The sequence below is a fragment of the Rhizobium rhizogenes NBRC 13257 genome, assembly GCF_000696095.1.
In the GTDB taxonomy this organism is placed as follows: Bacteria; Pseudomonadota; Alphaproteobacteria; order Rhizobiales; family Rhizobiaceae; genus Rhizobium; species Rhizobium rhizogenes.
In genome coordinates, this window is sequence record NZ_BAYX01000027.1 from 1 (window position 1) to 26,646 (window position 26,646).

General features: G+C 58.3%; 19 protein-coding genes and 1 pseudogene. 11 read left to right on the top strand and 9 right to left on the bottom strand.

Going from position 1 to position 26,646, the window contains the following annotated elements; genetic code table 11:
• Nucleotides 1-10 precede the first annotated feature (10 nt).
• Together RRH01S_RS31635 and RRH01S_RS31640 are read right to left on the bottom strand one after the other, a co-directional pair.
• Nucleotides 11-1,199, bottom strand: a pseudogene (locus RRH01S_RS31635) (amidohydrolase family protein).
• A 31-nt stretch (nt 1,200-1,230) separates the two neighbouring features.
• Nucleotides 1,231-2,094 carry a DeoR/GlpR family DNA-binding transcription regulator gene (locus RRH01S_RS31640; protein WP_015918094.1) on the bottom strand — a complete coding sequence of 288 codons (864 nt, stop codon included), beginning with the start codon at nt 2,092-2,094 and terminating at the stop codon, nt 1,231-1,233.
• Nucleotides 2,095-2,292: 198 nt separating this feature from the next.
• Here RRH01S_RS31640 and RRH01S_RS31645 point away from each other — a divergent pair, with 198 nt between their 5' ends.
• On the top strand, nt 2,293-3,078 hold the full coding sequence (locus RRH01S_RS31645) for an SDR family NAD(P)-dependent oxidoreductase (protein ID WP_015918093.1): 786 nt from the start codon (nt 2,293-2,295) through the stop codon (nt 3,076-3,078).
• 54 nt (nt 3,079-3,132) lie between these two features.
• Nucleotides 3,133-4,218 (top strand): questin oxidase family protein, encoded by a 1,086-nt coding sequence (locus RRH01S_RS31650; protein ID WP_015918092.1) that lies wholly within the window; start codon nt 3,133-3,135, stop codon nt 4,216-4,218.
• 17 nt (nt 4,219-4,235) lie between these two features.
• Here the strand turns inward: RRH01S_RS31650 and RRH01S_RS31655 are convergent, their stop codons facing one another.
• Nucleotides 4,236-5,705 (bottom strand): FAD/NAD(P)-binding protein, encoded by a 1,470-nt coding sequence (locus tag RRH01S_RS31655; protein WP_015918091.1) that lies wholly within the window; start codon nt 5,703-5,705, stop codon nt 4,236-4,238.
• A 414-nt stretch (nt 5,706-6,119) separates the two neighbouring features.
• Here RRH01S_RS31655 and RRH01S_RS31660 point away from each other — a divergent pair, with 414 nt between their 5' ends.
• The 9 genes from RRH01S_RS31660 to RRH01S_RS31700 all read left to right on the top strand — a co-directional run bounded on the left by RRH01S_RS31660 (nt 6,120) and on the right by RRH01S_RS31700 (nt 16,059).
• Complete coding sequence (locus tag RRH01S_RS31660) at nt 6,120-7,409, top strand: ABC transporter substrate-binding protein (RefSeq protein ID WP_374188777.1); 1,290 nt, start codon at nt 6,120-6,122, stop codon at nt 7,407-7,409.
• A gap of 177 nt (nt 7,410-7,586) precedes the next feature.
• Nucleotides 7,587-8,486: a carbohydrate ABC transporter permease gene (locus RRH01S_RS31665; RefSeq protein WP_034520852.1), complete on the top strand. Its 900-nt coding sequence runs from the start codon at nt 7,587-7,589 to the stop codon at nt 8,484-8,486.
• Nucleotides 8,487-8,551: 65 nt separating this feature from the next.
• Nucleotides 8,552-9,313: a carbohydrate ABC transporter permease gene (locus tag RRH01S_RS31670; protein WP_374188778.1), complete on the top strand. Its 762-nt coding sequence runs from the start codon at nt 8,552-8,554 to the stop codon at nt 9,311-9,313.
• Nucleotides 9,314-9,323: 10 nt separating this feature from the next.
• Nucleotides 9,324-10,469 (top strand): ABC transporter ATP-binding protein, encoded by a 1,146-nt coding sequence (locus RRH01S_RS31675; RefSeq protein WP_015918087.1) that lies wholly within the window; start codon nt 9,324-9,326, stop codon nt 10,467-10,469.
• Complete coding sequence (locus RRH01S_RS31680) at nt 10,466-11,152, top strand: cysteine hydrolase family protein (RefSeq protein WP_015918086.1); 687 nt, start codon at nt 10,466-10,468, stop codon at nt 11,150-11,152. Before RRH01S_RS31675 ends, RRH01S_RS31680 begins: the two co-directional genes overlap by 4 nt.
• Nucleotides 11,145-11,780, top strand: coding sequence for a cysteine hydrolase family protein (locus RRH01S_RS31685; protein ID WP_015918085.1), 636 nt, complete (start codon nt 11,145-11,147; stop codon nt 11,778-11,780). Before RRH01S_RS31680 ends, RRH01S_RS31685 begins: the two co-directional genes overlap by 8 nt.
• Nucleotides 11,781-11,790: 10 nt before the next feature.
• Nucleotides 11,791-13,623 carry an allophanate hydrolase gene (atzF, locus tag RRH01S_RS31690; protein WP_015918084.1) on the top strand — a complete coding sequence of 611 codons (1,833 nt, stop codon included), beginning with the start codon at nt 11,791-11,793 and terminating at the stop codon, nt 13,621-13,623.
• A gap of 120 nt (nt 13,624-13,743) precedes the next feature.
• A complete protein-coding gene (locus tag RRH01S_RS31695) occupies nt 13,744-14,544 on the top strand; it encodes a BtpA/SgcQ family protein (protein ID WP_015918083.1) in 801 nt (266 codons plus the stop codon).
• 15 nt (nt 14,545-14,559) lie between these two features.
• The gene (locus tag RRH01S_RS31700; RefSeq protein ID WP_034520809.1) at nt 14,560-16,059 is read left to right on the top strand and encodes an FGGY-family carbohydrate kinase; all 1,500 of its coding nucleotides are present in this window, start codon (nt 14,560-14,562) and stop codon (nt 16,057-16,059) included.
• A 70-nt stretch (nt 16,060-16,129) separates the two neighbouring features.
• Here the strand turns inward: RRH01S_RS31700 and RRH01S_RS31705 are convergent, their stop codons facing one another.
• The 6 genes from RRH01S_RS31705 to RRH01S_RS31730 form a co-directional block, all read right to left on the bottom strand.
• A complete protein-coding gene (locus RRH01S_RS31705; RefSeq protein WP_034520812.1) occupies nt 16,130-17,917 on the bottom strand; it encodes a methyl-accepting chemotaxis protein in 1,788 nt (595 codons plus the stop codon).
• Nucleotides 17,918-18,513: 596 nt separating this feature from the next.
• Entirely contained in the window at nt 18,514-23,013 is a 4,500-nt protein-coding gene (locus RRH01S_RS31710; protein WP_015918081.1) for a molybdopterin cofactor-binding domain-containing protein, read from the bottom strand.
• Nucleotides 23,014-23,178: 165 nt separating this feature from the next.
• On the bottom strand, nt 23,179-23,784 hold the full coding sequence (locus tag RRH01S_RS31715) for a tRNA-specific adenosine deaminase (RefSeq protein ID WP_015918080.1): 606 nt from the start codon (nt 23,782-23,784) through the stop codon (nt 23,179-23,181).
• Nucleotides 23,785-23,798: 14 nt separating this feature from the next.
• Nucleotides 23,799-24,797 (bottom strand): nucleoside hydrolase, encoded by a 999-nt coding sequence (locus tag RRH01S_RS31720; protein WP_015918079.1) that lies wholly within the window; start codon nt 24,795-24,797, stop codon nt 23,799-23,801.
• A gap of 5 nt (nt 24,798-24,802) precedes the next feature.
• Nucleotides 24,803-25,636, bottom strand: coding sequence for a nucleoside phosphorylase (locus RRH01S_RS31725; protein WP_042477328.1), 834 nt, complete (start codon nt 25,634-25,636; stop codon nt 24,803-24,805).
• 22 nt (nt 25,637-25,658) lie between these two features.
• Nucleotides 25,659-26,633, bottom strand: coding sequence for an ABC transporter substrate-binding protein (locus tag RRH01S_RS31730; RefSeq protein ID WP_015918077.1), 975 nt, complete (start codon nt 26,631-26,633; stop codon nt 25,659-25,661).
• Nucleotides 26,634-26,646: the final 13 nt, after the last annotated feature.

A 26,646-nucleotide genomic window follows, 5' to 3' on the forward strand; every position in this document is an offset into this window, starting at 1 on the left:
GTATCTGTACTTAAATGAGTTTGCCATCCTGGGAGACAAGCCGGCCGCTTTTATAGACGGAGCGCGATCTGGGAACCGAGACAACTGCCTCGGCCACATGCTCGGCTTCGAGAACGATGAAATCGGCCTTTGCACCAATTTTCAGACCGTATCCCTCCAGTCGCAAGGCCCTCGCACCGGCGGTGGTGACCACATCGAATGCCGCATTCAGTTCTTCATCGGTATAGAAGCCCGACCGGTAGCCGATCATCATCGCCCGGCCGAGCATGTCGCCATCGCCATAGGGCCACCAGGAATCGCGAATGTTGTCGCTTCCCGAGAAAACCGTGACACCCGCCGCGCGCAGCAAGGCAACTGGCGGAAACGCCTGTGCGCCGGGCGCATTGGTCATGATCGACACGCCGCTGCGCGCCAGTTCATCTGCTGCTCGTTTCGCTATGTCGGCAGCAACGTCGCCGAGAGCGTAGGCATGGCTGACGGCCACGCGACCCTCCAGACCGAGCGCACGGGTTCGGACACAGATCTGCTTGATCGTGAAGACGCCGAGCATACCGGCATCATGCAGATGGATATCGACATCTCCGCCGCGCCGCGCCGCCACGCCGAATACAACGGCAAGATGGCCTTCGATATCACGGTCGAGGCTTCCAGGATCGAGACCTCCGACCAGATCGGCGCCAAGCTCGATCGCCTTGTCGAGAAGATCGGATGTTCCGGGGCTTGTTAGAATGCCGCTCTGCGGAAAGGCGACAAGCTGAAGATCGATGAGGCTGCGATATTCCTCGCGGACCGCCAGGATGGTTTCGAGCGAACGGAGACCCACGGAGGCATCGACCATGACGTGACTGCGCATGGCGGTCGTCCCGTTGACGATACAAAGCTCCAACTGCTTGCGGGCGCGCACGTCCATCGGCTCGGCGAGCGCCATGTTCTCGTGCTGGAAGGCGACGCGTTCGCGCACGTCGAAACCGTTGGTGCAGGGCCTGTGGGAAATCCATTTGCCGCCGTAGAAGCTGGTATCTAGATGGATATGTCCCTCGACCAAACCCGGCAGGACCAGCCGGCCACCGAGATCGACCATAGTTTCGCCGGCCCGGTTCCGTGCCGGCCGACGATATCGCCTCTATCCGGCCGTCGCGCACCGTGATATCGACCAGACCGGCCTCGGGAAGCCTTCCATTGGAGAAAAGTGTTGCCACGGATGCATCCTCATCTCTCGGCGTCAGCGCGTCATGCGGCCACGATGATCCGGACACCGCGCTCGCTCAATGCGGCGGCGAGATCGGCGGGGGGCGAGGCATCGGTGACAAGGATGTTCACCTTTTCAAGCGGGACGATCCGCGACAAGGCCCGGCGTCCGAATTTTGATGAATCACAGAGAACGATGACGCTGCCGGCGCTGGCGATGAAGGCGCGCTTCACCTCAGTATCCTCGGGAGAATAATCGTAGAAGCCATTGGCATCTACGCCGGAAACGCCGATGAACACCTTATCGAGAAAATGGCTCTTCAGGCCTTCGATTGCTTGTGGTCCGATCACGGAATATTCCGGCACGCGTACCTGGCCCCCCAGAATGTAGACAGTGCTCTTTCCCTCCGCCATCAACATGCTGACGCGCAGATTGTTGGTGAACACACGCAGATCCCGGCGCGGCGCCAGGGCGCTTGCAAGTGCCAGAATGGAGGTCCCGACATCAAGGCCAACGGATTCGCCCGGCTCGACCAGTTTCGCCGCCGCTGCGGCGATCGAAGATTTTTCCACCGCCTGCAGGCGCATGCGCTGTTCGAACGGCGGCTCGTCCTCATCGAAGGTGGCCGCCGCCAGCGGACCCGCGGCGACCGCGCCGCCATGCGTGCGCTCGAGCAACCCGCGCTTTCCAAGGAGATCGAGATCGCGGCGCACAGTCATACCGGAAACGCCGAGCTCATCAGCTAGACTTGTGATCGACACGAAATCGTTGTTTCCGAAAGAGGCGATGATGCGCGCGTGCCTTAACGCCGCTGGAACCCTTTCGGTGCGGCCCTCGCCGTCATGCCCGGGATTGGCCTCGAGGTCGGTGCCTGGCTTGATGTCTGCGGGTCGGCCGTTTTCCATGTTTGCTTCCGTGAATACGCCGACAAATGAGCGCGGGCGGTTCTCCCGCTGTCCCTGGGCCGTCTTTCCACCGCCCGCGGTTCAGCTGATGTTTGTGCCTAACACAAGCGCACGCGTGAATAAAGGTTGTTTTCTGTTATATAATGTTCAAAAGTGTAACAAATCGTCAAACGGCACACTTTCGGAATGTACTAAGTCATGGAGGCTTCATTGTCGGAATTCGCAGGAAAATCAGTCGTCGTCACCGGAGGTGCGTCCGGTATTGGCGCGGCAATTACCAGAACGTTTCACGCAGAGGGCGCTCGGGTCACGATCCTGGATCTCGATGCGGGCCGTGCCGCTGCTCTTGCCGACGAACTGGGCGACAATGCCTTTTCCGGTGGCATTGACGTGCGCGATCGAGGCTTTGTGCAGGCAGCAATGGATGCCGTGATCTCCGGGCAGGGCGGTATCGATATCCTGTGTGCCAATGCTGGGGTATCGACGATGCAGGCCTCCGTCGATCTGACGGACGAGGACTGGGACTTCAACATGGACGTCAACGCCAAGGGTGTTTTCCTGTGCAACCAGATCGTTGTTCGCCATTTTCTGGCGACGGGCAATAAGGGTGTCATCGTCAATACCGCTTCGCTGGCGGGCAAGGTCGGCGCGCCGCTTCTGGCGCATTATTCCGCAAGCAAGTTCGCCGTTCTCGGATGGACGCAGGCGCTTGCGCGCGAACTTGCGCCCACGGGCATCCGTGTTAATGCCGTATGCCCCGGCTTCGTACGCACGGGCATGCAGGAACGCGAGATCATTTGGGAAGGCAAGCTTCGCAACATGACGCCGGACGAAGTGCGCCAGGAATATGTAACCCTGACACCGATGGGACGGATCGAGGAGCCGGAGGATGTGGCGGTGGTCGTCCGTTTTCTGGCCTCCGATGGTGCTCGTTTTATGACTGGGCAGGGTATCAATGTCACCGGTGGCGTTCGCATGGACTGATGTCGTTGCGTTGTTCGGACGATGACATAGGGTGCGAATAAAAGGACGAAGACAATGGGACCGAGCATTCAGATCGCCGCCAACACGCAGACGGATGCATCGAGCGGTATCTGCCGTCATCCGACGGCCAGTGCGCGGCTGCGGCCACTGATTGCGGAGGTTGGCCAGCGTAGTGGCGAATTTCCAGATTTTCTTGCCAATCACCTACCTATGGTGCTCGAAGCCATGGGCAGGCTTGGTGCGACGCCGGAGCGGCTGGAGGCCTACGCCCGCCACTATACGCTTGCCCATGCCGTGCCGTTTCCGCCGCCAGCTATTGCATCGCTCACCGATCAGACATGGCGATCGGCACTTGGCCAGCGCGAGCGGGAAACTGATTTGCGCGACTATTTCGCCGACGTGGTTTCAAATATCGGCGGCAGCGAGGCGATCCGTCACCATCTACCCACACTCTTGCCTGGTGTCGCGGCGTCAGCCACCCACGGCTTGATGCGTCTCGCCTATGCCGTGCTACGCCGTGACGAGACGGAGATCGGCATCGCGCTGGGTTATTGGGCCGCGACCTATCTTGCCTTTCCGCCGGCCGCCGGCGCCCCGACAGTAACGGATCCGGTTGAGCAGCTGCTCTCGATGCAATCCGAGCCGAGCCTCAGGAACATTGCTGTTTCCTCGACGCTTCTTTGGAAATGGATCGAGGCCGCTGGCCGGATTCCGGCGTTTCAGGAGCACCTCGGGCAACTCGTGCCGGCCGACGATGTTCTCGTCCGGATACGACAGGCCTCCCTGGCACTTTATGCGGGCACGATGAGTTTCGAGGCACTTCACGCGCTGACCGGCAGTCATTGGCTGCGCCTGGTCAGCCCACATCTCGATAAGCCACAAGCCCTGGCAACGCATTTTTGGGAGGTGGTGCTGTCGCTATACACCAAGATCGGCATGCCAGATTTGCCCAGTGCGGAGATGCTGGACGCATGGCGTGCATTGCCCGTGCCACCCGACGAAGCCATAGCTTCCGCTGCTGTCGCGTCTGACGATGAACACGATCATTCCCTCGTCTTTTCCGCGCTCGAGGAATATCGCCACACCGGCGATCCGCTCTATCGCGTCGTCGCCGCACGCCGGGTCGGGCTCATCGACTGATATTGCCGGCGGCGGAGTCATGGCTCGGGATCAAAGCCCGTCACCATCGGCGGTTCGAAATGTACTTTGTCGTAAGCGTCCAGCGTTTGGTAAAACAGATCTGCATCCTGCAGGAAAAGTCCACGGCAGATACCGGCGACGAGCCTGGGTACGCCGGATTTAAGCCCGGTAATGCCGTTGCACACCGGTCCGAGGCTCGGGACGGCAGCGCTGTTGAAGATATGGATGTCCCGCAGCAACGGCGACTGACCGGGTTCCTTCTCCAGAAATTCGAAGGCGGGACCAAGATAGGGGTAGGCGAGGAGACTGTCATCGGCTTCGCCGGCTGGCGGGGTGAAACGGTCGCCCCACGTTGCCACTGCGTGGATGATGCCACCGAGTTCCGGCCGGCGTCGGAGATCGACGGTGTAGCCTGTTCCAAGCAGAAGGTGATCGAAGACGAAATCGCCGGCGGCGGTTGAAACGGCAATATCTCCATCCTGCATCCGCAACGTTTTGAGCCGAGCACCCATCACGAGTTCGCATGCAGGAAAGCGCATGGCCCGCTCGAACATTTCCGTAGTCGGCGGGGTCTTAAAGGCGAACATTCGGCGTGCGAACCGATAGCGGCTGATGTCATCGAGGTCGGCGTAATGATTGAGGAAACCTGAAAAATTCGACCAGTCGAGAACTTCTGTGCGAGGCAGGCTCCGTGATCGCGCCAGGATGGTCACGGATTTGGCGCCTGCCTCAAGCGCTGCGACCGCCCAATCGAAACTAGATGCCGCCGCGCCGATGACGCCGACGGTCCTGCCCGATAGAAAGCCCATGTCGATGGTCTCCCCGCTATGCGTCCAGCGGTCGCGCGGCAGAGCATCGGAGATCGTAGCCGGTACATTGTGCCCGCCTGCACCGTCCATGCCGGTCGCCAGAACGACCTTGCGGCAGGTCATTATGCACTCGATGCCGGCCTTTTCCACGCGCGCGGCCAGGTGACCATTGCGGACCTCGATGCCGACAAGGTGTGTCTCGTTTTCAACATCCATGCCGACGGCACCGCGAAACCAAACGAGATAGGCCATCCAGTCGCCGCGTTCGATCTTGTCGAGTTTCTCCCAACTTTGCGAGCCGTACGCTGTTTCGTGCCATGCGCGATAGGTCAGCGAGGGGACGCCGAGGTCGGGGCCTGTCAGCGTCTTGGGGGACCGCAGCGTGCGCATGCGCGCCGTATTGAGCCATGGACCCTCTCTGCCTGCGGGCGCTGTGTCGATAACCTTCACACGCGTGAGGCCCTGTCGCATCAGACCGAATGCCAACGACAGTCCCGACAGGCCGGCGCCTACGATCACGACGTCATCGATAACCCGGCCGTTTTCGTCCCGACGCTCGGGAACCCATTCCCGCAAAGGCGCCTCGATGGCGGCCAGATCCAGGCGGACGCGCCGTTCAAGCCGCAGGAGCGCTACGTCACGTGCGGCTTTTGACGTTTCGCCGGCCTTCGTCTGCATGTCCCTGATCTCCCTCGAGGCTGTATCGAGAATAGATGGTGCAGGAAAGTTGTAAAGTGTGCGATTATGTTATTTTTTTCTCCTTGATCGCGCTCCTGTCTCCAATTCACACAGGAAATGATCTGTGCTCACTCCAATCGGAGATCAATCCCCTCCGATCGAACGACGAGATCATTTCTTAGGCATCGATTTCATCCCCTGGTTTTGTGGGATATTGTCATTCGTATTCAGAAGATGCTGCAGGAGAAAGCAAAGAGTGATGATTTTTTCATCACTGCGCGGAACTAATAATCACTGATGTTCAGTTTAGTTATATTTTCACATTTAATGTGAGATTTTGTTTGACAGCGGCTGAGGCTGAGATAGCGTCGCGGCAGATCTTCAATCTCCAAGGAAGGGCTCGACCATATGACCATGATCTCCGCATTCCCGATGCCCAAGGCGACCCGCCTGTTGAGCATCGGATTGGTGACGCTGATGACATCGGCGGCTTTTGCACACGCCAAACCGCTCGACGGGGTGACCCTTACCCTTGCATCGCAGAACGATCCGTTTGGTGCCGTACTGACCAAACTCGCCGCCGAATTCAAGCAAGACACCGGCGCTGACCTTAAGGTCGAAGTCATGGACTATGGGACTTTGCTCACCAAGACGACCGCCGATTTCGTCGGCAAGACCAAAGGCTATGATCTCGTCACCATGGACATCGTTTGGGCCGGCGCCTATCAGGCAAACGGCTATTCCGTCGATCTGACCGACTGGGTCAAACGTGATGCCGCGGAACTGGACCTGGACGATATCTACCCAGTTATTCTTCAATCGCTGGGTCAGTACAAGGGCCACTATGTGGCCTTCCCCTTCGCGGCTTACGCCAATGTGCTTGCCTATCGCAAGGATCTGTTCCAGGCGGCCGGGCTCCCGGTGCCGACGACCGTCGAAGAGCTGGTGTCCGACGCCAAGAAGCTGACCGACCCTTCCAAAAAGCAATACGGCTTCGTGGCCAACGGCCAGAAAGGCCCGGCCGTCGCACAGGACTGGATGCAGTACAACAACCAGATGGGCGGCTCCATTCTCGACAACGACGGCAAGCCGGCGCTCAACTCTCCTGAGAACGTCAAGAGTCTCACCGTCTACAAGCAGTTGTTCGTCGAGACCGCTCCTCCCGGCGCCATCGAATATGATTGGGGCGGTCGCGAGGAAAGTTTCCGTCAGGGCGCCGCGGCCATGATGCAGACATGGTCGGTTGGTGCGCCGGGCTATTCGGACCCTGCCTCGTCCAACGTCGTCGGCAAGGTCGGCATTACCACCGCACCCGTCGGCAAAGGCGTTCCGCCGCTATATGGCGTCGGCGGCTGGGGCATGGCGATCAATGCCGATATCGATCCAAAACAGAAAGAAGCCGCCTGGACCTTCATAAAATGGCTCGTCAGCAAGAAGATCCACAAGGAGTTCAACATGGACGGCGCCGGTTCCTTCATGCGCAAAAGCCAGATGACCGATCCGGATCTGACGGCCAAGTTCGACTTCCTGCCTGTCGTTGCCAAGACCTACGAAAACGGCAACGGCGAATACCGACCGCGTATCCCGGAATACCCGGAAATCCAGGACATTCTCGGTTCTGCCGTGAATTCTGTTCTAGCGGGCGCTGCTGAACCACAGGCAGCCCTTGATGAGGCCCAAGTGGAAGCCAAGAAACTGTTCTAGGTTTCAAGTGCCCGTTCAGCAATGGTAGTGCTTCCCGCCGCCGGCAGGCGGGGAGAGGGAGTTCAAACGTGCATTGCGTTGAAAAAACTCAGGACTGAAACCGAAATGAACCAGCCATTCCTCGCCATGGGCGACGATGCCCGCCAACCGCGGCAAGACGGTGTGGGTCTCTTTACGATCCGCCGCAGTTTTTCAGATCGTCGCCGTTTCTTCCTCTTCTTCATGGCGGCTCCGGCCATGCTCTATGTCCTGGCCGTGGGTGTCTGGCCTTTGGCGCAGGGCGTCTGGTACAGTTTCTTCAACTACAATCTGCTGCGTCCGGCCCGCACCAAATTCATCGGTCTTGGAAACTACATCGAAATCTTCTCGGACCGCTCCGCGCGCCAGGCGATCGTCAATACGTTTGAGTTCACCATCGCCAGCGTGAGCCTCCAACTGATCCTGGGATTTGGCCTGGCGCTGCTTTTGTGGCGCGACAGCCGCTTCAACCGTGTGGCGCTGGCTTTCCTGCTCATTCCCGCCACCATCACGCCACTGGTCGTCGGCCTCATTTTCAAAGCGCTTCTGGGGGCTGACTACGGCCTTGTCGGCTATTTTCTCGCAAACGCCGGCATCGGCCCGCGAACCGGCTTTCTCACCGATGCGGGGACCGCACTCTGGGTGCTGATCCTCGTCGATTGCTGGGAATGGACGCCGCTGATGGCGTTGATCCTGCTTGCAGGGCTTAAATCCCTACCCAACGATGTTCTCGAGGCAGGCCGCACCGATGGAGCCACGGCCTTGCAGCGCTTCACCCTTCTCATCCTGCCGCTGATGCTTCCTTCCATCTTTCTCGCACTCATGTTGCGGATGATGGACGCGTTCCGGGTGTTCGATTCCGTCTTCGTCACGACTGGCGGCGGACCGAATGACGCGACCAACACGCTGATGGTGCTGGCGGTCAAGGAGGGTCTGCAGTTCTTCAACGTCGGTTACGCTTCAGCGATCGGCAATATCACCCTGCTGTTCATCGCCACCATGGCCGCCGTGCTTCTGCTCGTCGTGCGCCGTGCCGATGTCCGGATCAATGGGAAGTAACGCCGATGTCCAATGCTTCAACCCGTCAGATCCTGTTCGAGCGGACTGCCGTTCTGATCATCACGATGCTGTTCCTATTGCCGGTGCTCTGGCTGATCACCACGGCCTACAAGCCGTCCAACCAGATTTTCTCGATTCCACCAAAGCTTGGTTTCCAACCGACGCTAGACCAGTTTAGAGGGGTATTTACCTATTTCGATGTCGTGTCGCTGCTGCGCTCCTCCATCGTGATCAGCCTTGGTACCACCGTTCTTTCGCTTCTCCTTGGGGTGCCTGCCGGTTACGCACTGGCCCGGTCGCGTTCCCGCTACGCCAGTTTCTTTGCCTATTTCTTCCTCGCCATCCGTATGGTTCCAGCCATTGCGGCCCTCATCCCCTTCTATCTCATGATGCGCGATATAGGGCTGCTTGGAAGTTGGTGGGCGGTGATCATCATCAATACCATGCTCAACTGCGCCTTCGTCACCTGGATGATGTTTTCTTACTTTCGCGCCCTTCCGAAAGATATGGAAGAAGCTGCAATGACGGATGGCTGCACGCAGATCGGCGCATTTTTGAAGGTCGCGGTCCCCGCCGCCCGCTCCGGCATCATCGCTTGCGTCCTGTTCTGCGTGATGTTTTCGTGGAACGACTTCCTCTACCCCATGTTCCTGACGACGCTCGATTCCAAGCCTATCTCGGTGGCCCTCCTGACCGCCTACGGCACCAAGGATGTGACCTGGGGGTCGCTTGGCGCGCTGGCGCATTTCTCCACCATTCCGATTGTCCTGATGGCGCTTTTCCTGAACCGCTACTTCGTGCAGGGCGCGACCAACGGCGTACAATAGGAGCCGATCGATGGCCCAGATTTCCTTTGAGAATATCTCCAAAACCTATGAGGGCGGTCATTCCGCGCTGCATGGGCTTAATCTCGACATCATCGATGGCGAATTCATGGTTCTTGTGGGACCGTCCGGCTGCGGCAAGTCCACGGCGCTGCGGATGATCGCAGGCCTTGAAGACATCACCGGCGGCACCCTCAGGATCAATGGTCAGGTGGCAAACGATCTCGCGCCGCGAGACCGCGATATCGCCATGGTGTTCCAGTCTTATGCGCTCTATCCGCATCTGACGGTTGCCGACAACATCGCCTTCGGCCTCAAGGTCCGCAACGTCCGGCGCGAGATCATCGAGAAGAAGGTGCGCGAGACAGCGGCACTGCTCGAACTCACCGAGTATCTGGATCGCAAGCCTGCCCGGCTGTCCGGTGGCCAAAGGCAGCGCGTCGCCATGGGCCGTGCGCTGGTGCGCTCCCCCCATGCCTTTCTCATGGATGAGCCACTCTCCAATCTCGACGCCCGCCTTCGCGGCCAGATGCGCGCGGAGATCGCCAAACTGCAGCGCATGAGCGCGGTCACGACCGTCTATGTGACGCACGATCAGGTCGAGGCGATGACCATGGGGCATCGAGTGGCGGTGATGAACAAGGGCGCCCTCCAGCAGCTTGATACCCCTCGTCGTCTCTATGACAAGCCCGTCAATCTGTTCGTTGCCAGCTTCATCGGCTCGCCGCCGATCAATTTCATCGAAGGCACCATCGCGGCAGAAGGTGGAAAGCCGGTGGTTCAAGCCGGAGCCTTCACCCTGCCGCTCGGCGTCTCCGGTGAGCGTTGCGAAATCACGTCAGGCCGCAAGGTGATCGTCGGCATCCGGCCCGAGGCCCTCAAGCTCACAGGCTATATCGGCGCGGCGGGCACAATTTCGGCGCGCGCCGCCTTTGTCGAGGATCTGGGTGCAACGCTTCTGGTTCATCTCGATGTTCAGGATGCCACCATGATCCATTCCAACGTGATCGAGGAGGAGAAGGACCTCCTTTCAATTCGTCCGCGTCTGCGATCGATGATCGACAGTAGCCGTTCGGTCACGGCGGGCGAGACGCTGACCTTCTCGGTCGATCCGTCGGCCATCCACATCTTCGACGCGGAAAAAGGCATGGCGCTATGAGCGAACACCCCGCATCGGGCTTCTGGCCACTTGGCGGCACGTCAGTCAAAAGTGCGATGGCGATTATTCTCATCGATATGCAGATCGATTTCTGCGCGCCCGGCGGCTGGATCGACCAGCTCGGAGAGGACGTTTCCAACACCCGCGCCGTCATTCCGCCGATCCGGCAGGCGCTCGATGCTGCAAGGATCGCCGGCATCGCCGTCATCCATACACGTGAGGGACATTCGCCCGACTTGTCCGACCTGCATGCCAACAAGCAATGGCGCACCCGCGTCCATGGACTGGGGATCGGCGACATGGGCGCCACGGGCCGGATCCTCGTCCGTGGCGAACCAGGGTGGCAGATTATTCCGGAACTCGCTCCCGAAGCTGAGGAATTGGTCATCGACAAACCCGGCAAATCCGCCTTCCATCAGACCGATCTGGAGGCGGAGCTGCGCAAGCGCGGCATCTCCCGTCTGGTCATCATCGGCGTCACCTCGGACTGCTGCGTGCAATCGACCATGCGGGATGGTTTCGAGCGGGGCTTCGAATGCGTCTTGCTCGAGGACTGTACGGCGGCAGTCGAGACGACGAACCATCTGGCGACGCTGGAAATTCTAAAGGCCTTTGGCGGCCGCTGGGGAGGTGTCTCTTGCCTTGCCGCCTTCCAAGCCATGCTGGAGCAGGCCGATGTCTGATCGCGGCACCAGACCCTTCGGCCAGATTAAGGCCGATCCGTATTCCTTTCCTTTCGACGGATATTGGTCATCGGCCGATACCGCCCTCTTGCTGCTGGGCTTTCAGCAAGGCACGATTTCGGCACTCTCCGCCGTGCCGACCTTTACAGTGGCGCTGGACCTGCTGGCGGCCGCGCAAGACTGCGGCCTATTTGTCGCGGCGTCGCGCCGTGTCGCCTTGCCCGATGGCGAGCCGGTCGCCCGACGCCGTCATACCATGGGCGATGTCGTACCTGCCGAAGGCTCCGACGCTTGGGATTTTCCGCCACAACTCGTTCTGCCGCACACCGCTTTGGTGATCGATCATCCCGGCGATAATGCCTTCTACAAGACACCCCTCGAAATGGAGCTGAAGGTCCGTGGCATCCGTAATCTTCTGATCGCCGGATTGCCGACGGAAGGGCTGATTCACGCCACGCAACGCACCGCCAACGATATGGGTTTCGAGTGCCTTGCCGTTGCCGACGCCTGCCAAGGCACGAGCGAGACGCGCCATGCCGCGCAATTGCGCATCACAACATTCGGCAATGGCCTGTTCGGCACCATTGCTTCCGCCGCCGCCGTAAAGGCGGCCCTTACGAAAGTCTGAGGAACCTGCGATGACCAAGCAAGACTGGTCTGCCGCAACTGGCAGTCTCGATCTCGACACACTGACCAAGGCCTATTCCACCGGCGCCTTGACGCCGACCATGGTCATTTCCGCGATCTACGACCGTATCGCTTCGCGCGGCGACGATCACGTCTGGATCCATCTCGTATCGCGACAAGACGCGCTGAAGGCGGCGGCGGTTCTTGAGGCTGAGGGTTATGATGAGCGACCCCTTTGGGGCATTCCGTTCTCGGTCAAGGATTGCAACGACGTTATCGGCTTGCCCACCACCAATGCGCTGAAAGAAAGCGCCTATATCGCCATCTCCAGCGGTCAGGCGATCACGCGGCTGTTCGATGCCGGTGCCATCCTCATCGGCAAGACCAATATGGACCAGTTCGGTATCGGCCTCGTCGGCATGCGCACGCCCTACGGCGCCTGCTCCTCGGTCTTCGACGAGCGCTACATTTCCGGCGGCTCAAGCTCTGGCTCGGCCGTCTCGGTCGCTGCCGGCCTTTCAACCTTCTCGATCGCCAATGACGCCGCCGGGTCTGGCAGGGTGCCTGCTGGCTTCAATAATATCGTCGGCATCAAGCCGACGCCGGGTCTCGTCAGCAACGCCTGCGTCTCGGGCGGCGGCTGCGTGAAAACCATCGAAACGCTTGCGGTTTTCGCGCTCACCGTCGAAGACGGCATGAAGGTGACAGAGCTGATCGCCGGCTATGACCCTACCTATCCGTTTTCCAAGCCTGAAGCGGACGCCGTGAGACTGACGCCCTCCGCATCGCCGCCACGATTCCGCTTCGGCATTCCGAAGGGGACTGCCCTTCGCTTCTTCGGCGACACCGAGGCTGAGCGCCTGTTTCGCGAAGCCGTCACGCGGATGCAGACCCTGGGAGGAGAGGTGGTAGAGGTCGACTTCACTCCCTTTGAAGAAACGCAGCGCATCCTCTACGAGGGGCCCTGGATTTCCGAGCGCGCCCTCAGTCTCGATGCCGTGCTGGAAAAACACCGTGATGCCATTCATCCCGTGACACGGCAGATTCTATCCAATTCAGGAAAGTTCACGGCGCTCGACACGTTTGCCGCCATCCATCGCATCGCGGAACTTAAACGCGACACGCGGCCCATCTGGGAGGATATTGCCGTCCTGATGGTGCCGACGACGCCAACCATCTACGCGAAGGATGAGATCGCCGCCGACCCGATCGCGTTGAACGCCAGGCTCGGCATCTACACGAACTTCGTCAACCTGATGGGGCTTTGCGGCATCGCCGTCCCCAACGGTTTTCGCGACGACGGACTGCCGTTGGGCGTGACGTTTCTGGCGTCTGGCTTTCAGGAAGCCAAGACGGCGGGAATTGCCGCCGCATTCCACCGTGCGACCGGCCTTTCGCTCGCCATGTTCGACAATCCCTATCCCGAGGAGAACCCGCTGCCGCTTGATGAAGATTACCGCGAGATCGCCGTGGTCGGTGCGCATCTTTCCGGCATGCCGCTCAATCACGAACTGACGACACGCGGCGGGATCTTCCGGCGGGCGGCAAAGACAACCGACACCTACCGGCTCTACGCACTGAACGGCACCGTCCCGCCCAAGCCCGGCCTTATCCGCGCAGCCGATGGCGGCGCCGGAATCGCGGTCGAAGTCTGGGCCTTGCCGGCCGCCGGCTTTGGCGATTTCATCGCCCGTATTCCGGCTCCGCTCGGCGTCGGAAAGCTCTCACTCGAAGATGGCACGGAAGTCACCGGTTTTCTGTGTGAAAGCACGGCCGTCGCCGGCCAGCCCGACATCACCGCTCATGGCGGCTGGCGTGCCTACCGCCAGAGCGTGGCGGCCTAGGAGTAAGAAGCGAAACTCGAACAGACTGCCTGATAACTCGAACGCTGAAAAACACGCATATGCCTGAGGCCGGCTTATCTCAATCCGGACATCGGCATTCCTGCAAGGAAGGAAAAAACAATGATTTTTGATTGCTTTGGCGACCGCAAGAAGGTCGTGATCTCCATGGCGCATATTGGTGCGCTTCCTGGCTCGCCGCTCTATAATGCGGACGGCGGCGTTCAGAAGCTGATCGACGACGTCATGACGGATGTCGAGAAACTGCAGGACGGCGGCGTCGATGCCATCATGTTCGGCAACGAAAACGATCGGCCCTATGTTTTCAAGGGTTCCCCCGAAAGCATCGCCGCGATGACTGCCATCGTCCAGGCGATCAAGCCCGCCATCAAGGTCCCCTTCGGCGTAAACTATCTTTGGGATCCGTCGGCAAGCGTCGCCATCGGTGCAGTGACCGGGGCGAGTTTCGTGCGGGAAATCTTCACCGGTCTGTTCGCCTCTGATATGGGGTTATGGCAGCCGGACTGCGCCAGCGCATCGCGGCTTCGCAGTTCGCTTCGTCGCGACGACATGAAACTGCTTTTCAACATCAATGCCGAATTTGCCTATTCGCTCGACCAGCGGCCCATCGCACTGCGGGCCAGGAGCGCGGTGTTCTCGTCGCTGGCTGACGCGATCCTGGTGTCCGGTCCGATTACAGGTCAACCCGCCGAACAATCCGACTTGCGCGCGGTCTGCGAGGCTGTGACCGACGTGCCGGTCTTCGCAAACACCGGCGTCAATCTCGACAATGTCCGCGATGTCCTGTCCGTCGCGCAAGGCGTAGTGATCGGTACGCATTTCAAGATCGACGGCAATACGTGGAACGCCGTTGACGGCAGTCGTGTCAAGCAGTTCATGGATTTGGTCGAAACGCTGCGCTAGATTGGAGATTGGCGGATGACCATGGTCCTAGGCCTCGATATCGGAACGACCTCGACCATCGGTATCCTGTTGAGGCTGCCCGACGAAATCCTTGCTACCGCGTCTCGGCCCGTTACCCTTCGTTCGCCCCAGATCGGCTGGGCAGAGGAGGATCCGGCCGAATGGTGGAAAAACGTGCGCTCGATCATTCCAGAGCTTCTGGAAATGAGCGGTGCGAAGGCAAGCGACATCGGAGCGATCGGCACGACAGGCATGCTTCCGGCCGTGGTTCTGCTCGATTCTGCCGGGACGGTGATCCGGCCCAGCATCCAGCAGAGCGACGGACGTTGCGGTGTTGAGGTCGACGAACTGAAGGTCGAATGCGATGAGGCGGCATTCTTGGCAAAAGCGGGAAACGGCATCAACCAGCAGCTTGTCACAGCTAAGCTGCGATGGATCGAACGCCATGAACCTGAGAATTTCAAGCGCATTTCGACGGTTCTCGGCTCTTACGACTATATCAACTACCGGCTGACGGGTGCGCTTGCCGTGGAGCAGAATTGGGCACTTGAAGCAGGCTTCGTAGATATCACACGACATGAAATCGACGACGGCCTCGTTGCGCTTGCGCATGTAGCGCGCTCAGTCGTCCCGCCGAAAAAGGCGTCGCATGCTCTCACGGGTCATATCGATGAAAGAGGCGCGCGCGAGACCGGCCTTGCCATGGGAACGCCTGTCGTTGCCGGAGCAGCAGACATGATCGCCTCGGCGCTCGGCGCGGGCGTCGTCGATGCGGGCGACGTGCTTCTCAAGTTCGGCGGCGCGGTCGATATCCTGACTGCAACGGATGTCGTGCGTCCGGACGCTCGCCTCTTCCTCGATTACCATCTGGTGCCGGGACTTTTTATGCCCAATGGATGCATGTCGACCGGCGGCTCGGCGCTGAACTGGTTTATTGAAACCTTTGCCAGAGGGGAGAAGGAAGCCGCAAAAGCGGCCGGGCTGACGGTCTACCAGTATCTCGACAGGATGGCAGAGCAAAAAAATGCCGGCGCGGACGGGCTGACGATCCTTCCCTATCTTCTCGGTGAAAAGACACCTATTCACGATCCAGCCGCTCGCGGCGTCGTTGAAGGCCTCACCTTGTCCCACGATCTCGGTCACATGTGGCGGGCGCTACTCGAATCCTACGCCTATGCCATCCGACACCATATCGAGGTCCTGATCGACATGGGTCACAAGCCGCTACGCTATTTCGTCTCGGATGGCGGCGCGCAGAGCCGGATCTGGATGCAGATCGTGGCTGACGTTCTGGAGGCGCCGGTGCAGCGCCTGTCCGGCCATCCGGGATCCTGTATTGGCGCTGCCTGGACCGCTGCAATCGGCGCGGGGCTGACGGATGATTGGCGCGGCATTACCCGCTTCGTCACCTTTGCCGAAAAGTTGGAGCCAGACGTCGAAAACAGTCGCCGGTACAGAACGGCCTATCGCCGCTATCGCGACCTTTACCGGCAGCTTTCTCCCCTCTGGCAATGACCATCAGCACTTGTACTGTCGAGGAAGTATTCGATGATCGATCTTGCCCGACATAAACCTCGAATCTGGTTCAGAAGTCTTCCCAATCTGACTGGGTCGCAAGCGCAGATGAGCCGCGCGATACAGAGAGCAAGGGCCGTTGTCGGTTGGGCCTTGCTGCTACCGGTTCGACAATCTGCTGTCTATTCTGCTTCGATGATGTCGCAGGTCTCGACGCCTCATCAAACCGGAATTGGCCAAGCAATTCAAACAGAGCGGCCGCCTCGCGTGCCAGACCATGGCTGGCGGCAGTCTGTTCCTCGACCATGGCCGCATTTTGCTGGGTCCCCTGATCCACCGTATTGATGGCCTGGTTGATTTCACTGAGCGCGGTCGATTGTTCACGGGCGGAATCAACAATTGCTGATACGTTCGTATTGATTTCGTGCACCTGGCTGGCAATTTCCTGCAAAGCGGAGCCAGCATTTGTCACGAGCGCCACTCCGCTTGCGACATGAGTGCCTGACGCAGTAATCAGGGTTTTGATTTCTTTCGCCGCTTTCGCCGACCGCTGCGCCAGTTCACGCACTTCCTGAGCGACCACGGCAAATCCCTTGCCCGCGTCGCCCGCGCGTGCAGCCTCGACCCCAGCATTAAGAGCCAGAAGGTTGGTCTGAAACGCGATCTCGTCGATGACGCCGATAATGCTTGAGATTTCTCGCGATGAGCTTTCGATCTGGCCCATGGCGCCAATCGCATCCCGCACGACATTGCCGGAATGCTCCGCGTCACCTTTTGTTCGGGCGACGAGTTTTCCGGCCTCCTCGGCCCGGCGGCTCGAATCCTTGACGGTGGTGGTGATTTGCTCCAAGGCAGCCGCTGTCTCTTCGACGGAAGCAGCCTGCCGTTCAGTCCTTTTTGCCAGGTCGTCGGCTGCAGTACGGATCTCGTTCGATCCCGCCGAAATAGCCCGGGCATTCTCGGCAACGGTTGCCATAGCGCTCATAAGCTTATCTGAGGCGCTGTTAAAATCAGTGCGAAGTCGTTCCAGCGATGGAATGAAAGGCTTTTCAATCCGTTGTGACAGATCGCCGTCTGCGAGGTTCGTCAGGCAACGCGCAAGCTGATCGACGTTTTCCACTCGCGCCGTGACGTCGGTTGCGAATTTCACGACCTTGAACACCTTACCGTTCAGATCAAAGATTGGGTTGTAAGAGGCCTGGATGAAGACTTTGCGGCCACCCTTGCCGAGCCGCATGAATTCATCTGCAACGAGTTCACCGCCCGAAAGCTTTTTCCAGAATTGCCGATAGGCGTCCGACCCGACATAGTTGGTCTCACAGAACATCGAGTGATGTTTGCCCCGGATCTCTGCAAGAGTGTAACCAAGGGCGGTGAGAAAGTTGTCATTCGCTGTCAGCACTTCACCGGCAGGCGTAAATTCGATGATGGCCTGGGCACGCCCGAGCGCTTCGATCTTGCCCGCATCTTCAGCCGCTTTGAGCCTCTGTGCTGTAATATCGGTTGCTATCTTGATGACCTTCACCGGCTTTCCACGCCGGAATACCGGATTGTAAGAAGCTTCGATCCAGACTTCCTTGCCACCCTTGCCGATCCGTTTGTACTGACGTTGATCGAAGTTTCCAGCCGACAGCTTTGCCCAGAAGGCTTTGTAGTCTTGTGACGAGGCGTATTCCGGTTCAACGAAAATGCTGTGATGTTTTCCGATGATTTCTGGCAGATCATAGCCTAATGCCCTACAGAAAATTTCGTTTGCAGCCAAGATCCTGCCAGACAAGTCGAACTCGATCATGGCTTGGGATTTTGAAAGCGCTGCGAGTACTGCAATAGCATTGTTGCCGCGACCTATAATACTCATGCCTGATCCCTCGAAGATTGTTCCGGTTTCCTGCAGTGCAAATAATCATCAATACTCCATCTAATACTTTAATTATTATTTAACTATAAATTATACTTTACTTATATAATCTTTAGTTGAACTTCTAAGGGTGTCATGTCTGGATCGGCATGGCTTCGGCCAATGTCTCGGCGCCATTTAGGGGGAAGCGTGCGAAAACCCATCGAGGCTCGCAGCGACGGTATTCGCGCGGCATCAAGAAGCCGAATATACGTCAGCAGTTGTGACCTAACATCCTGATCTCGCCAAACCCGTTGCAATCGGGCGAGGTCCATATACATCCAGAGAGGCCATGGCCTGAAGTTTGGCACAGTTAGGCAGCAATCCAGTTGGCTAACGGTTTCGCTGAGGGAACTGATTTAATTGTCGCCCCTTAGCCTCGGCGCCGTCCGTCCTGAAGGCGCGATATGATACGGGAGGATACATCTAGAATGCAGGGGTGGTCAGCACGATGGTCCCTCGACAGCGCTGGTTGATCCAGCCGACGAAGGTCAGCACTGTGTTGTCTATGTGGCGACTGGCCAATGGCACAAAATGTTCCGCCGGCCAGGGCGTTGTTAGCTTGCCAGTTCGCTCCACATGACATCGCAGGCGTTTCGTACCTCCTGCACTGTGGCCGGCGCGCGCAGATTGAACAGCGCGCTGTGTTTGCGTTCCAATCGCGATGCCCTGATTGCATCCTTGATCGCGAAAAACACCGAGTTTGCCAGCACCAGAGGCGGCTCCCCCACTTCCTTGGCGGAAAAGACACCTTGGTCGTCCGGAGGGATGTTGACCACGGAGGGATCGTTTCGCGGAAAAAGCGACACATTGAACTCAAGAGGAATCGTGACATGCGCAGGGATTTTATAGCGCCAGGTGTTGGTGGTGTTTAGATGACCTTTTTCATTTGGGCCGGTGTCGTCCATCTGGGTCACGAGATTTTCGGTTAGAAGGAAGCCGATCCCCTGGACGAAGGCCCCTTCGACCTGTCCAACATCAAGGGCGGGATTAAGGCTCCAGCCCACGTCGTAGACTAGGTCGGAACGCAGGATGGTTGTCTCGCCCGTCAGGATGTCCACCTCGACCACCGAACAGGCAGCAGAATAGGTGAAGCCGACAAATTGGTTCTGCACGTCGGTTACAGTGGAAACGTGGGCTCTCGTGATGCCGGGTATATCGTTCTGCTCATCCGGTTGCTTGAACCGCAAGACTGGCATGTCGAACTCGCCGTGCTCGATATTGGCGTTGAACGTGGCGGTCAGCGGCAGTCGGTTCGCATATGCCAAATTGATAAGGTTCTGCCAGATCAATTTGTACCCTTGCGCTGTCTTCACCAGCGTATTCCAACCGTCCTGTCCGTAGTTCCAGAAATCGACGCCGTTATCCTTACACCAGTCGTTTCCGTTGTCCTTGAGCAGTTGATATCCGAATTCGTGGAGCTGCTGCCTTAGTTGCTCGCAGGTACGTTTTACGGCTTCAGCGCTATAGGGAGTGCCGGTAGACGCACCACTGCTGCTCGTATTGGGGGTCGTATCTGTTTGGGGAGACTCTACATGGACGAGCGTTTGAGGAATATTGAGCACGTAGGCTGCAACCTGCCTTATCTGTGTGAGTAGCCCCTGTCCCATATCGACGCCGCCCTGGTGAACGACGACCGAACCGTCCGCCTGGTTGACGACAACAATGGCTGAAGATTGCTTCAGCTGCTCGAAGTTATATCCGGATCCATACTTGACCGGGATCAGCGCGATACCCCGTTTGCGCCATTTGTGCTGCCCGTTAAACGCTTGGACCTTCGCAAGCTGGTCGTCGAAGTTGGCTTTCTGCTTCAGGTAGCGCCAAACCTCGCTCATATAGCAGGCCGTCAGTGTCTGGCCGTAGGGCGTCACATCACCGCGTTGATAGAAGTTTTTCTCGCGCAGATCCTCGGCGCGCATATTCAGGGCGGCCGCGGCATCATCGATCAGATTTTCGACGATGTTTGTAGCCTGGATGTCGCCAAAGGCTCGCATCGCAGTGTTGGGAGAAGTGTTAGTCCTGCAGACATCGATCTGACTGAGGAAATTGTCGATCATATATGCGTTATCGATACGGGTCTGAATGCAATTGGTGACAATAAAGGAACAATCGTAATAGGCACCGCCATCGGCCCACATCGCCAACTGCATGCCTTTGATGACGCCCTTGTCTTCTGATCGCACCGATCCGTCGTCTACTGCAATTTCTCCGACTCCATAGAGTGCATGCCGCTTGCCGATCATGGCCGTGTCTTCATCGCGAGGCATCGCAAGGCGCACCGGAGCGTCCACTACCACTGCGGCAACGGCAGTCGGTCCTGTAGTAAAGCGAGCCTGCTCGGTCTTGCCTCCGAACGCGCCGCCCAGCAATCGGGTCTGAATCTTGACCTTATTGTATTGCTTCCCGAGAGTTGACGAGACAGTCTGATGCATCTCCATCGGGCTCTGAGTGGAAGAGTTGACGACGATGCGACCTTCATCCGCAGGAACGGCGAGGCAGGCCTGCGTTTCCATATAAAAATGTGCCTGGCCGCCGGTTTTCTGGTTGTTGACGAGATGGATACAGTTCGACCCATCAATGGTTTTGGTGTCGGTCGTAGGGACGGCATCGAAATCGGCGGGGGCAGCCGGAGGCCCCGCCCAGTCCATGCGGCTCCGAAGACGCCTGATTTGCCAGATATGGCAGAGATAGGGGACCGCCATCGGCGTATCAGGGAAGATGCTTCCCTTCTGAATTGCGTCCTCGAGAGTCAGGATGGGATCTTGCCAGCTTGAGTCCCACGCTCCACCCCAGTCGATCGGCTTGTAGGCCAGACACTTCGCCGAGACATATTCAGCGATCAGGTTCGCATCCTGTTCGGTATCGGCAAGGATAAGTGCGATGGCCTGACCTGCGTAGAGCACCTTGTCCACCGCAAACAATGGCTGATCGGCGCCCATGCCTTGGAAGTTGGCTGATTGCACTGGGACGTCCGCGTAGGTTATCAGTCGTCGGAAAGCCGGGAACGTTGTCGCCAATTGATCGCTCAGCTCGTCGGCGGCAACCGCCGCGGTGGCCCACCGAAAGTTGAATTCTGCCAAGGCATTCCGGCTTTGAACAAAAGCAGCGTGCAGGGTGCCCTGAGGATATGCCAGCTCATGCGTATAGTGGGTTCGCCCGGAACATTGTTCGAGCGCCGTAGCTTTGATGTAAGGCTGACCCACAGGGGCTTTATAGTCCTGGGCCGCATAGTCCTGATGCCCGCTACTGACAGGCCAAGTCCCCCACGTGATCTCTCCGGCCGATGCGAGCTCAGGGGGAACTGAGGTTCCTAATTTGGACAACAGCGCAATGCCCGCCTTGAATAACATGCCCGCAATGAGCTGCGCTTTATATTCTATTGTAAAACCTTCGTCCGTCGTGGCTTGCATTCTGCCCTGGGATGCCAGCTGGAGAGCGCTTACGGCTGCGCCATATAAATTCGTGCATGCAGTCGAAAGGGTTTGCAGGTTAAGACCTGTCTGGCCCGAAAACGGACTGAAAACGCTTGAATCGGGCGTCCAGATGGCGCCGGTGACCCCGCCAAAATAGGCATAGGTATTTATATTCAAAGAAAAGACGTCCCAGTCGAATGCAATGCTGGAATTTATAATGGAGTGGGAATTGACTTCTCGCAGTGCGGTTTTTTGAGCGACACAGAAGTGTCGATCACCATAGGAAAGCGCTAGCGGAACGGTGAGGCCCGAAATAATAAGATCGTCCGCAGACAGCCGCCCGTTTGCGACATCATCAAAGACGTTCTTTAGAACAGTGCCCGGACTCGATACCCAGTTGCTGCCGCTAAGGTTGCTGATGTCAATGCTGGAATTGTAATAGACGGCGGTTGCCAGGTCGGAGGGAAATGGATCTCCGGTGCCGTTTGCGATGTGATGCAGATAAAGCATCAGATTCCCGCCAATGGTCGCTGCGTTGCGCACGATGCGCCCCGCTGTCCGTTTCAACATGTACATGAGAGGATCGCTGAGGGCGTCGTCCGACCTGCCCGCCCCGTCGTAGATCGTCTGGATGGCATCAATGGCCTGACTGTATGTGGCCCCAGCAGGGATATACAGATAGTTGCTCCGGTTGGCGATGTCGCCGTGCAGTTCCGCAACGCCAGCCAAATCTATGAAAGCGTCCACCTCAGCGAACTCACTTTTGTAGATGCCATACGATGTGCCTCCATGGACGAGGCGGAAATTCTTTCCCTGGTTCCTCAAAGTAAGGTCGATGGTCTCGGCGTCGGCGATGTTTGAAGGTGCGAACCATTCGATGCCAGTTCCCTGCATCCATAGAGGCGGCCCGGACAAGGGTGTCCCCGGATCCGGAAGGGTCATGGTCTTAGGCACGTTGCTCAGTGGGTGGTCCTGGAGGCATTTCATGCGGTTTTCATCGTCCGCTGCGCTCCAATCGCTTGCCCATGTTTCCATTGCGGTGAGGATCGGTCTGTATCCGGTGCATCTGCACAGATTTCCATCGAAGATCCCCTCGATCTCCTTTTTTGTCGCCTGCGGATGGTTGGCGATGAACTCGGACATGTTCATCACGAAGCCGACGCTGCAATAGCCGCATTGACTGCCATTGTTCGTCGCGAGCGAATAAGCGACTGGATTGACATGCGATCCATCCGGCAAGACGTAGGCACCTACCGTCTTCACTTCTTCGAGGAGGTTGAGAGGCAAAGGCGCATTGACTGGCGGTGCGAAGCGAGAGGCCGTTGGATGATGCGCCGGATAGACCGCGATGTCGGTGGGCAATCCGCCTGTTCCTTCGATCGTCGTGATCGCCATTCCGTTCAGTGAGCAAAGTCTGCGAAGACAGGAATTGATGGCGCGGCTTCTCGTCTGCCCGTTCGGCCAATCCGACAGAATGACCGTGCAGCCGCCGCATCCTCCTTGTCCGCATGGTTTCTTGGTGCCGGTGAGCCGTACCTCGGGCGAGCGTAGATAGTCGACGAGCAGGGCAGACGGCGATGGATTTTCGATCACCACCGTCTCGCCATTAAGATAGAATTGCAAAGTGGAATTCGGGTTCGGCATTTGCTATCTCCTGGCTGATTTCGACGATTGGACGGCTATTCAGGCCGCGACTACGAATTTTCCTCAAATCATATTGGTTGTGACACAGCCTTCGACAGGCGCGGCCGTTCAAGTCCGAGATCTGCCATAAACTTTCCGCGTAAGCAGAAAGACGTCGAGCGTCCGTCAGTTCAGCGGTATGGCGTTCTGATGCTTGCCCTGTTGGTAAAGCGTTGACAGAGAAGCGTATTCGTCTGCTATTGCCGTCGCACGCGCTTCAAAATGCGAGCGAACCGTTTTGTCCGAAACGGCGATCATGTCGCGAATAAACCGGCTCTGCCAGAAGGCGTTCTTGCGCCGGTATTTTCCGGGATTTAATCCAAAAACCTCTTTCAAGATCTTCAAGTCATGTGGAATGCCAAAAGCATCGCGAGAATCCTCGTGCGTGAAAAACGAATAGAAGTTATCGAACCCCGCCCAGGTGATCGCCGAAAGACACATGGGACAAGGCTCATGCGTGGACAGGAAGATCAGATCCTTGGTGGAGGGTCTTCCCAGTGGCTGCTGTTCGAAAAACCGCTTGAGGGCATGAATCTCGCCGTGCCAGAGCGGATTTTCCGTCTCATTGTTCGTTTCCGCCAGGACGACGGAGAAGTCGTCTTTTCTTAACAAGGCGGCCCCGAAGATCTTGTTGCCGCGCGATACGCCTTTGCGTGTCAGTGGCAGGATATGGGCCTCCAATACGGCCAGAAGAGCGTTCAAAAGCAGGTTATCATCTCTTGGGTCATTCATCGCTTGCGGCCCCGTCACGATGCCAGAAGGCAGGGAATATGCGTTCCGACCAACATGCCAAGGACGCGATTGGCGTCCACGCTGATTGCTACCTTCTGATCGGGAGCCATATCCCATTCGCCGGGTGGATAGAGGGTGCCCCAGTCGCGTTGAATTGTTTGCCCGATCGCGACCCCTTCCGTTGCGACGCGGATCGGCCCCGAGCGCACCTGGAACAGCGCCGGATCGACCACATAGACCGCTGCGGTGGCATCATGAACGTAGTAGCCGTCGATTCCGAACTGGGCGTGAAATGCGCGATATCCTCTGGACGTTTCGACGATAAATCGTCCCGCCTCACCACCGTAGGCCGCTAGACGACTTAGTTCTGCCGGTCCCATGACAACCTGCCGCGTGACATCAAGGCCAATTGCGGTCACGGGCCAGCTGGCACCAAACACCTCGTCGGCCGCCAGGGGGTCTCCGATCATGTTTGCTTCGGCCACAGGCGTGACATTGCCGTTGTGTCCGGAGAGTGAAAATGCGCCGCCCATGACGACGACGTTCTTGATGAGGGAGGCGATGTCAGGAGCCTCCCGCAAGGCAAGTGCAAGGTTCGTCATCCGTCCGACAGCCAGGAGAGTCACTTCGCCGGGATTTGCCCGCACGGTGTCGATGATGAATCTGTGCGCTGCGCGCGGATCCAGATCCGGCAGACCGGACTGGTCCAGAACAATGTCTCCAATCCCGTTCTGGCCGTGGATATGAGTCGGAGGCAAGCTGATTTCGCCTGCGAGCGAAGCGCCGGCGCCGCGCGCAACCGGCGCGGAAATGGCGAAGCGTTTCTTCAGATAAAGGGCGTTACGCGTCACTGTGTCGATGTCGGCATTGCCGAAAACGGTGGTAATGCCAAGCAACGTCACGGACGGGTAGGCATTGAGAAACAGAAGCGCTGCCGCATCGTCGACGCCGGGATCAGTGTCGAAGATGACATTGAGCGATCTGTTTCGGATGGGGTTTTCCGCGCTCCACATCCTCGTCATCCTTTCGTCAGAAGTGTCGGAAAGAAGTGTTTCTTGCCCGCTTCGGCCTTCTTTGCATCCCAGCCGGCGAGAATGACCACCGCGCGGCTCGCAACGGCACAGCACCGCTTGATCGAGTCAGCGGAATCTTCGCGTTTGCGCGTGATGCGATTGGCGCCGACGGAGCAAATCATCCCGCCGCGAAACCCGAACAGTTGCGCCAGCGTAAATATGGTTGCTGCTTCCATCTCGAAGTTCGCGACCCTGGCCTTCTGCAGGTCATCGATGACATGGTCCATCTTCGACTGCCGAAAGCCGCCCGGCATGGGATTGACCTCTCCGGCATAAAAGCTGTCGACGCTGGCGGCGAGACCGAGATGGTAGCGTTCGCCCATATCTTCGGCCGCCTGGATCAACGCCATCAACACTTCATGATCGGCGACGGCCGGATAGGATCTGTCGACATAGGCGTCGACCGTGCCCGAAAGCCGCAGAGCGCCGGTGGAGATTACCAGATCGCCTGGTTCGATCTCCGGCTGAAGAGCTGCGCAGGAACCGACCCGGATAAAAGTGTCGGCGCCGCAATTCGAGAGCTCCACAACGGCGATGTCCGTCGAAGGGCCGCCGACACCATGGGAGCAGGCCGTAATATCGACCCCATCGAGCTTGCCGCGCGCCGTTCGGTACTCACGGAAATAGGCCACTTCCTCGTAGGAATCCCACGAACTTCCAACGACGGGCACGCGGCCGGGATCGCCGGGCGTAAGGACGTAGCGGGAAACATCGCCCGGCTTGATCCTCAGGTGCATCTGCAGGCCGCCAGGATGAATAGGTGTGTGCTGGATCGTCATGGTTTCTTCCTCAGGTGCAGTATTATTTCGCGGGTACGAATTCGGTCGAATAGGTCTTCGAGACGTCGACGCCGGTCTTCAGACCGCCGAAGTCCCGAAGCGTTTCCTCGGTTTCCCCGATCACCGTGCCGTCGAAGGCGCAAACACCTTTGGCACGCGAGAAATCGGTGTAGACATAGCTCTCCTGCAACTCGAGCTGTCTGGCCTGCTGTACCGGATCGAGCTGGTTGTTGAGGCTGACGATGGCTTTCACCGTCTCGTCCTTGTGAGTGTAGGCGTAGTCATAGCCCCGCTGCGTCGCCGCCACGAAGCGTTTGACCAGGTCGGGGCTGCCCTCGACGGTCCTGCGGGCCGCGAAGATCACCTCTGCATAGGTACTGACGCCGAAATCGGAGGGAAGAAGCGCTGAGGTCTTGTGTCCCTGCAAATCAAGAGCCACCGCTTCGTTGATAACGAAATCGGTCTTGGCGTCGACGGAGCCGTTGACCAGGAGTTGGTCGCTCGGCGACACCACCAGCTTGATCTTCTCGAGCGGCACGCCGGCCTTGGCAAGCATCGCCTTGGTCAGCGTCCAGGGGCCGCCTTCATTATAGGCAAGCGTCTTGCCGATCAGATCGGTGGGTTTCCTGATGCCATTTTTCTCCAGCGAGACCACACCAGCCGGATGGCGCTGGAAACACGCGGCGACCATGACGAGATCCATACCGTTGGCATCGCCCAACAGGATCTGACCAACATCATTCGTTCCGAATGTGTTGGCGCCTGAGGCGACCAGCGCTGTCGAATTCAGGTTGGGGCCGCCTGGCATGATGTCCACGTCCAGACCGGCATCGGCGTAGAAGCCCTTCTCCTTGGCCATCACGTAACCGGCAGACTGCACATTGAGAAGCCATGGCAACCGAAGCGAGACCTTGTCGGCCGCAAGGGCCGGCGCCGAAAGAGCAATGACGGCGGTCAGCGTAAGGGCAGCAGAAAGGGTTTTCGCACCTAATCTCATTGCAAAGTCTCCG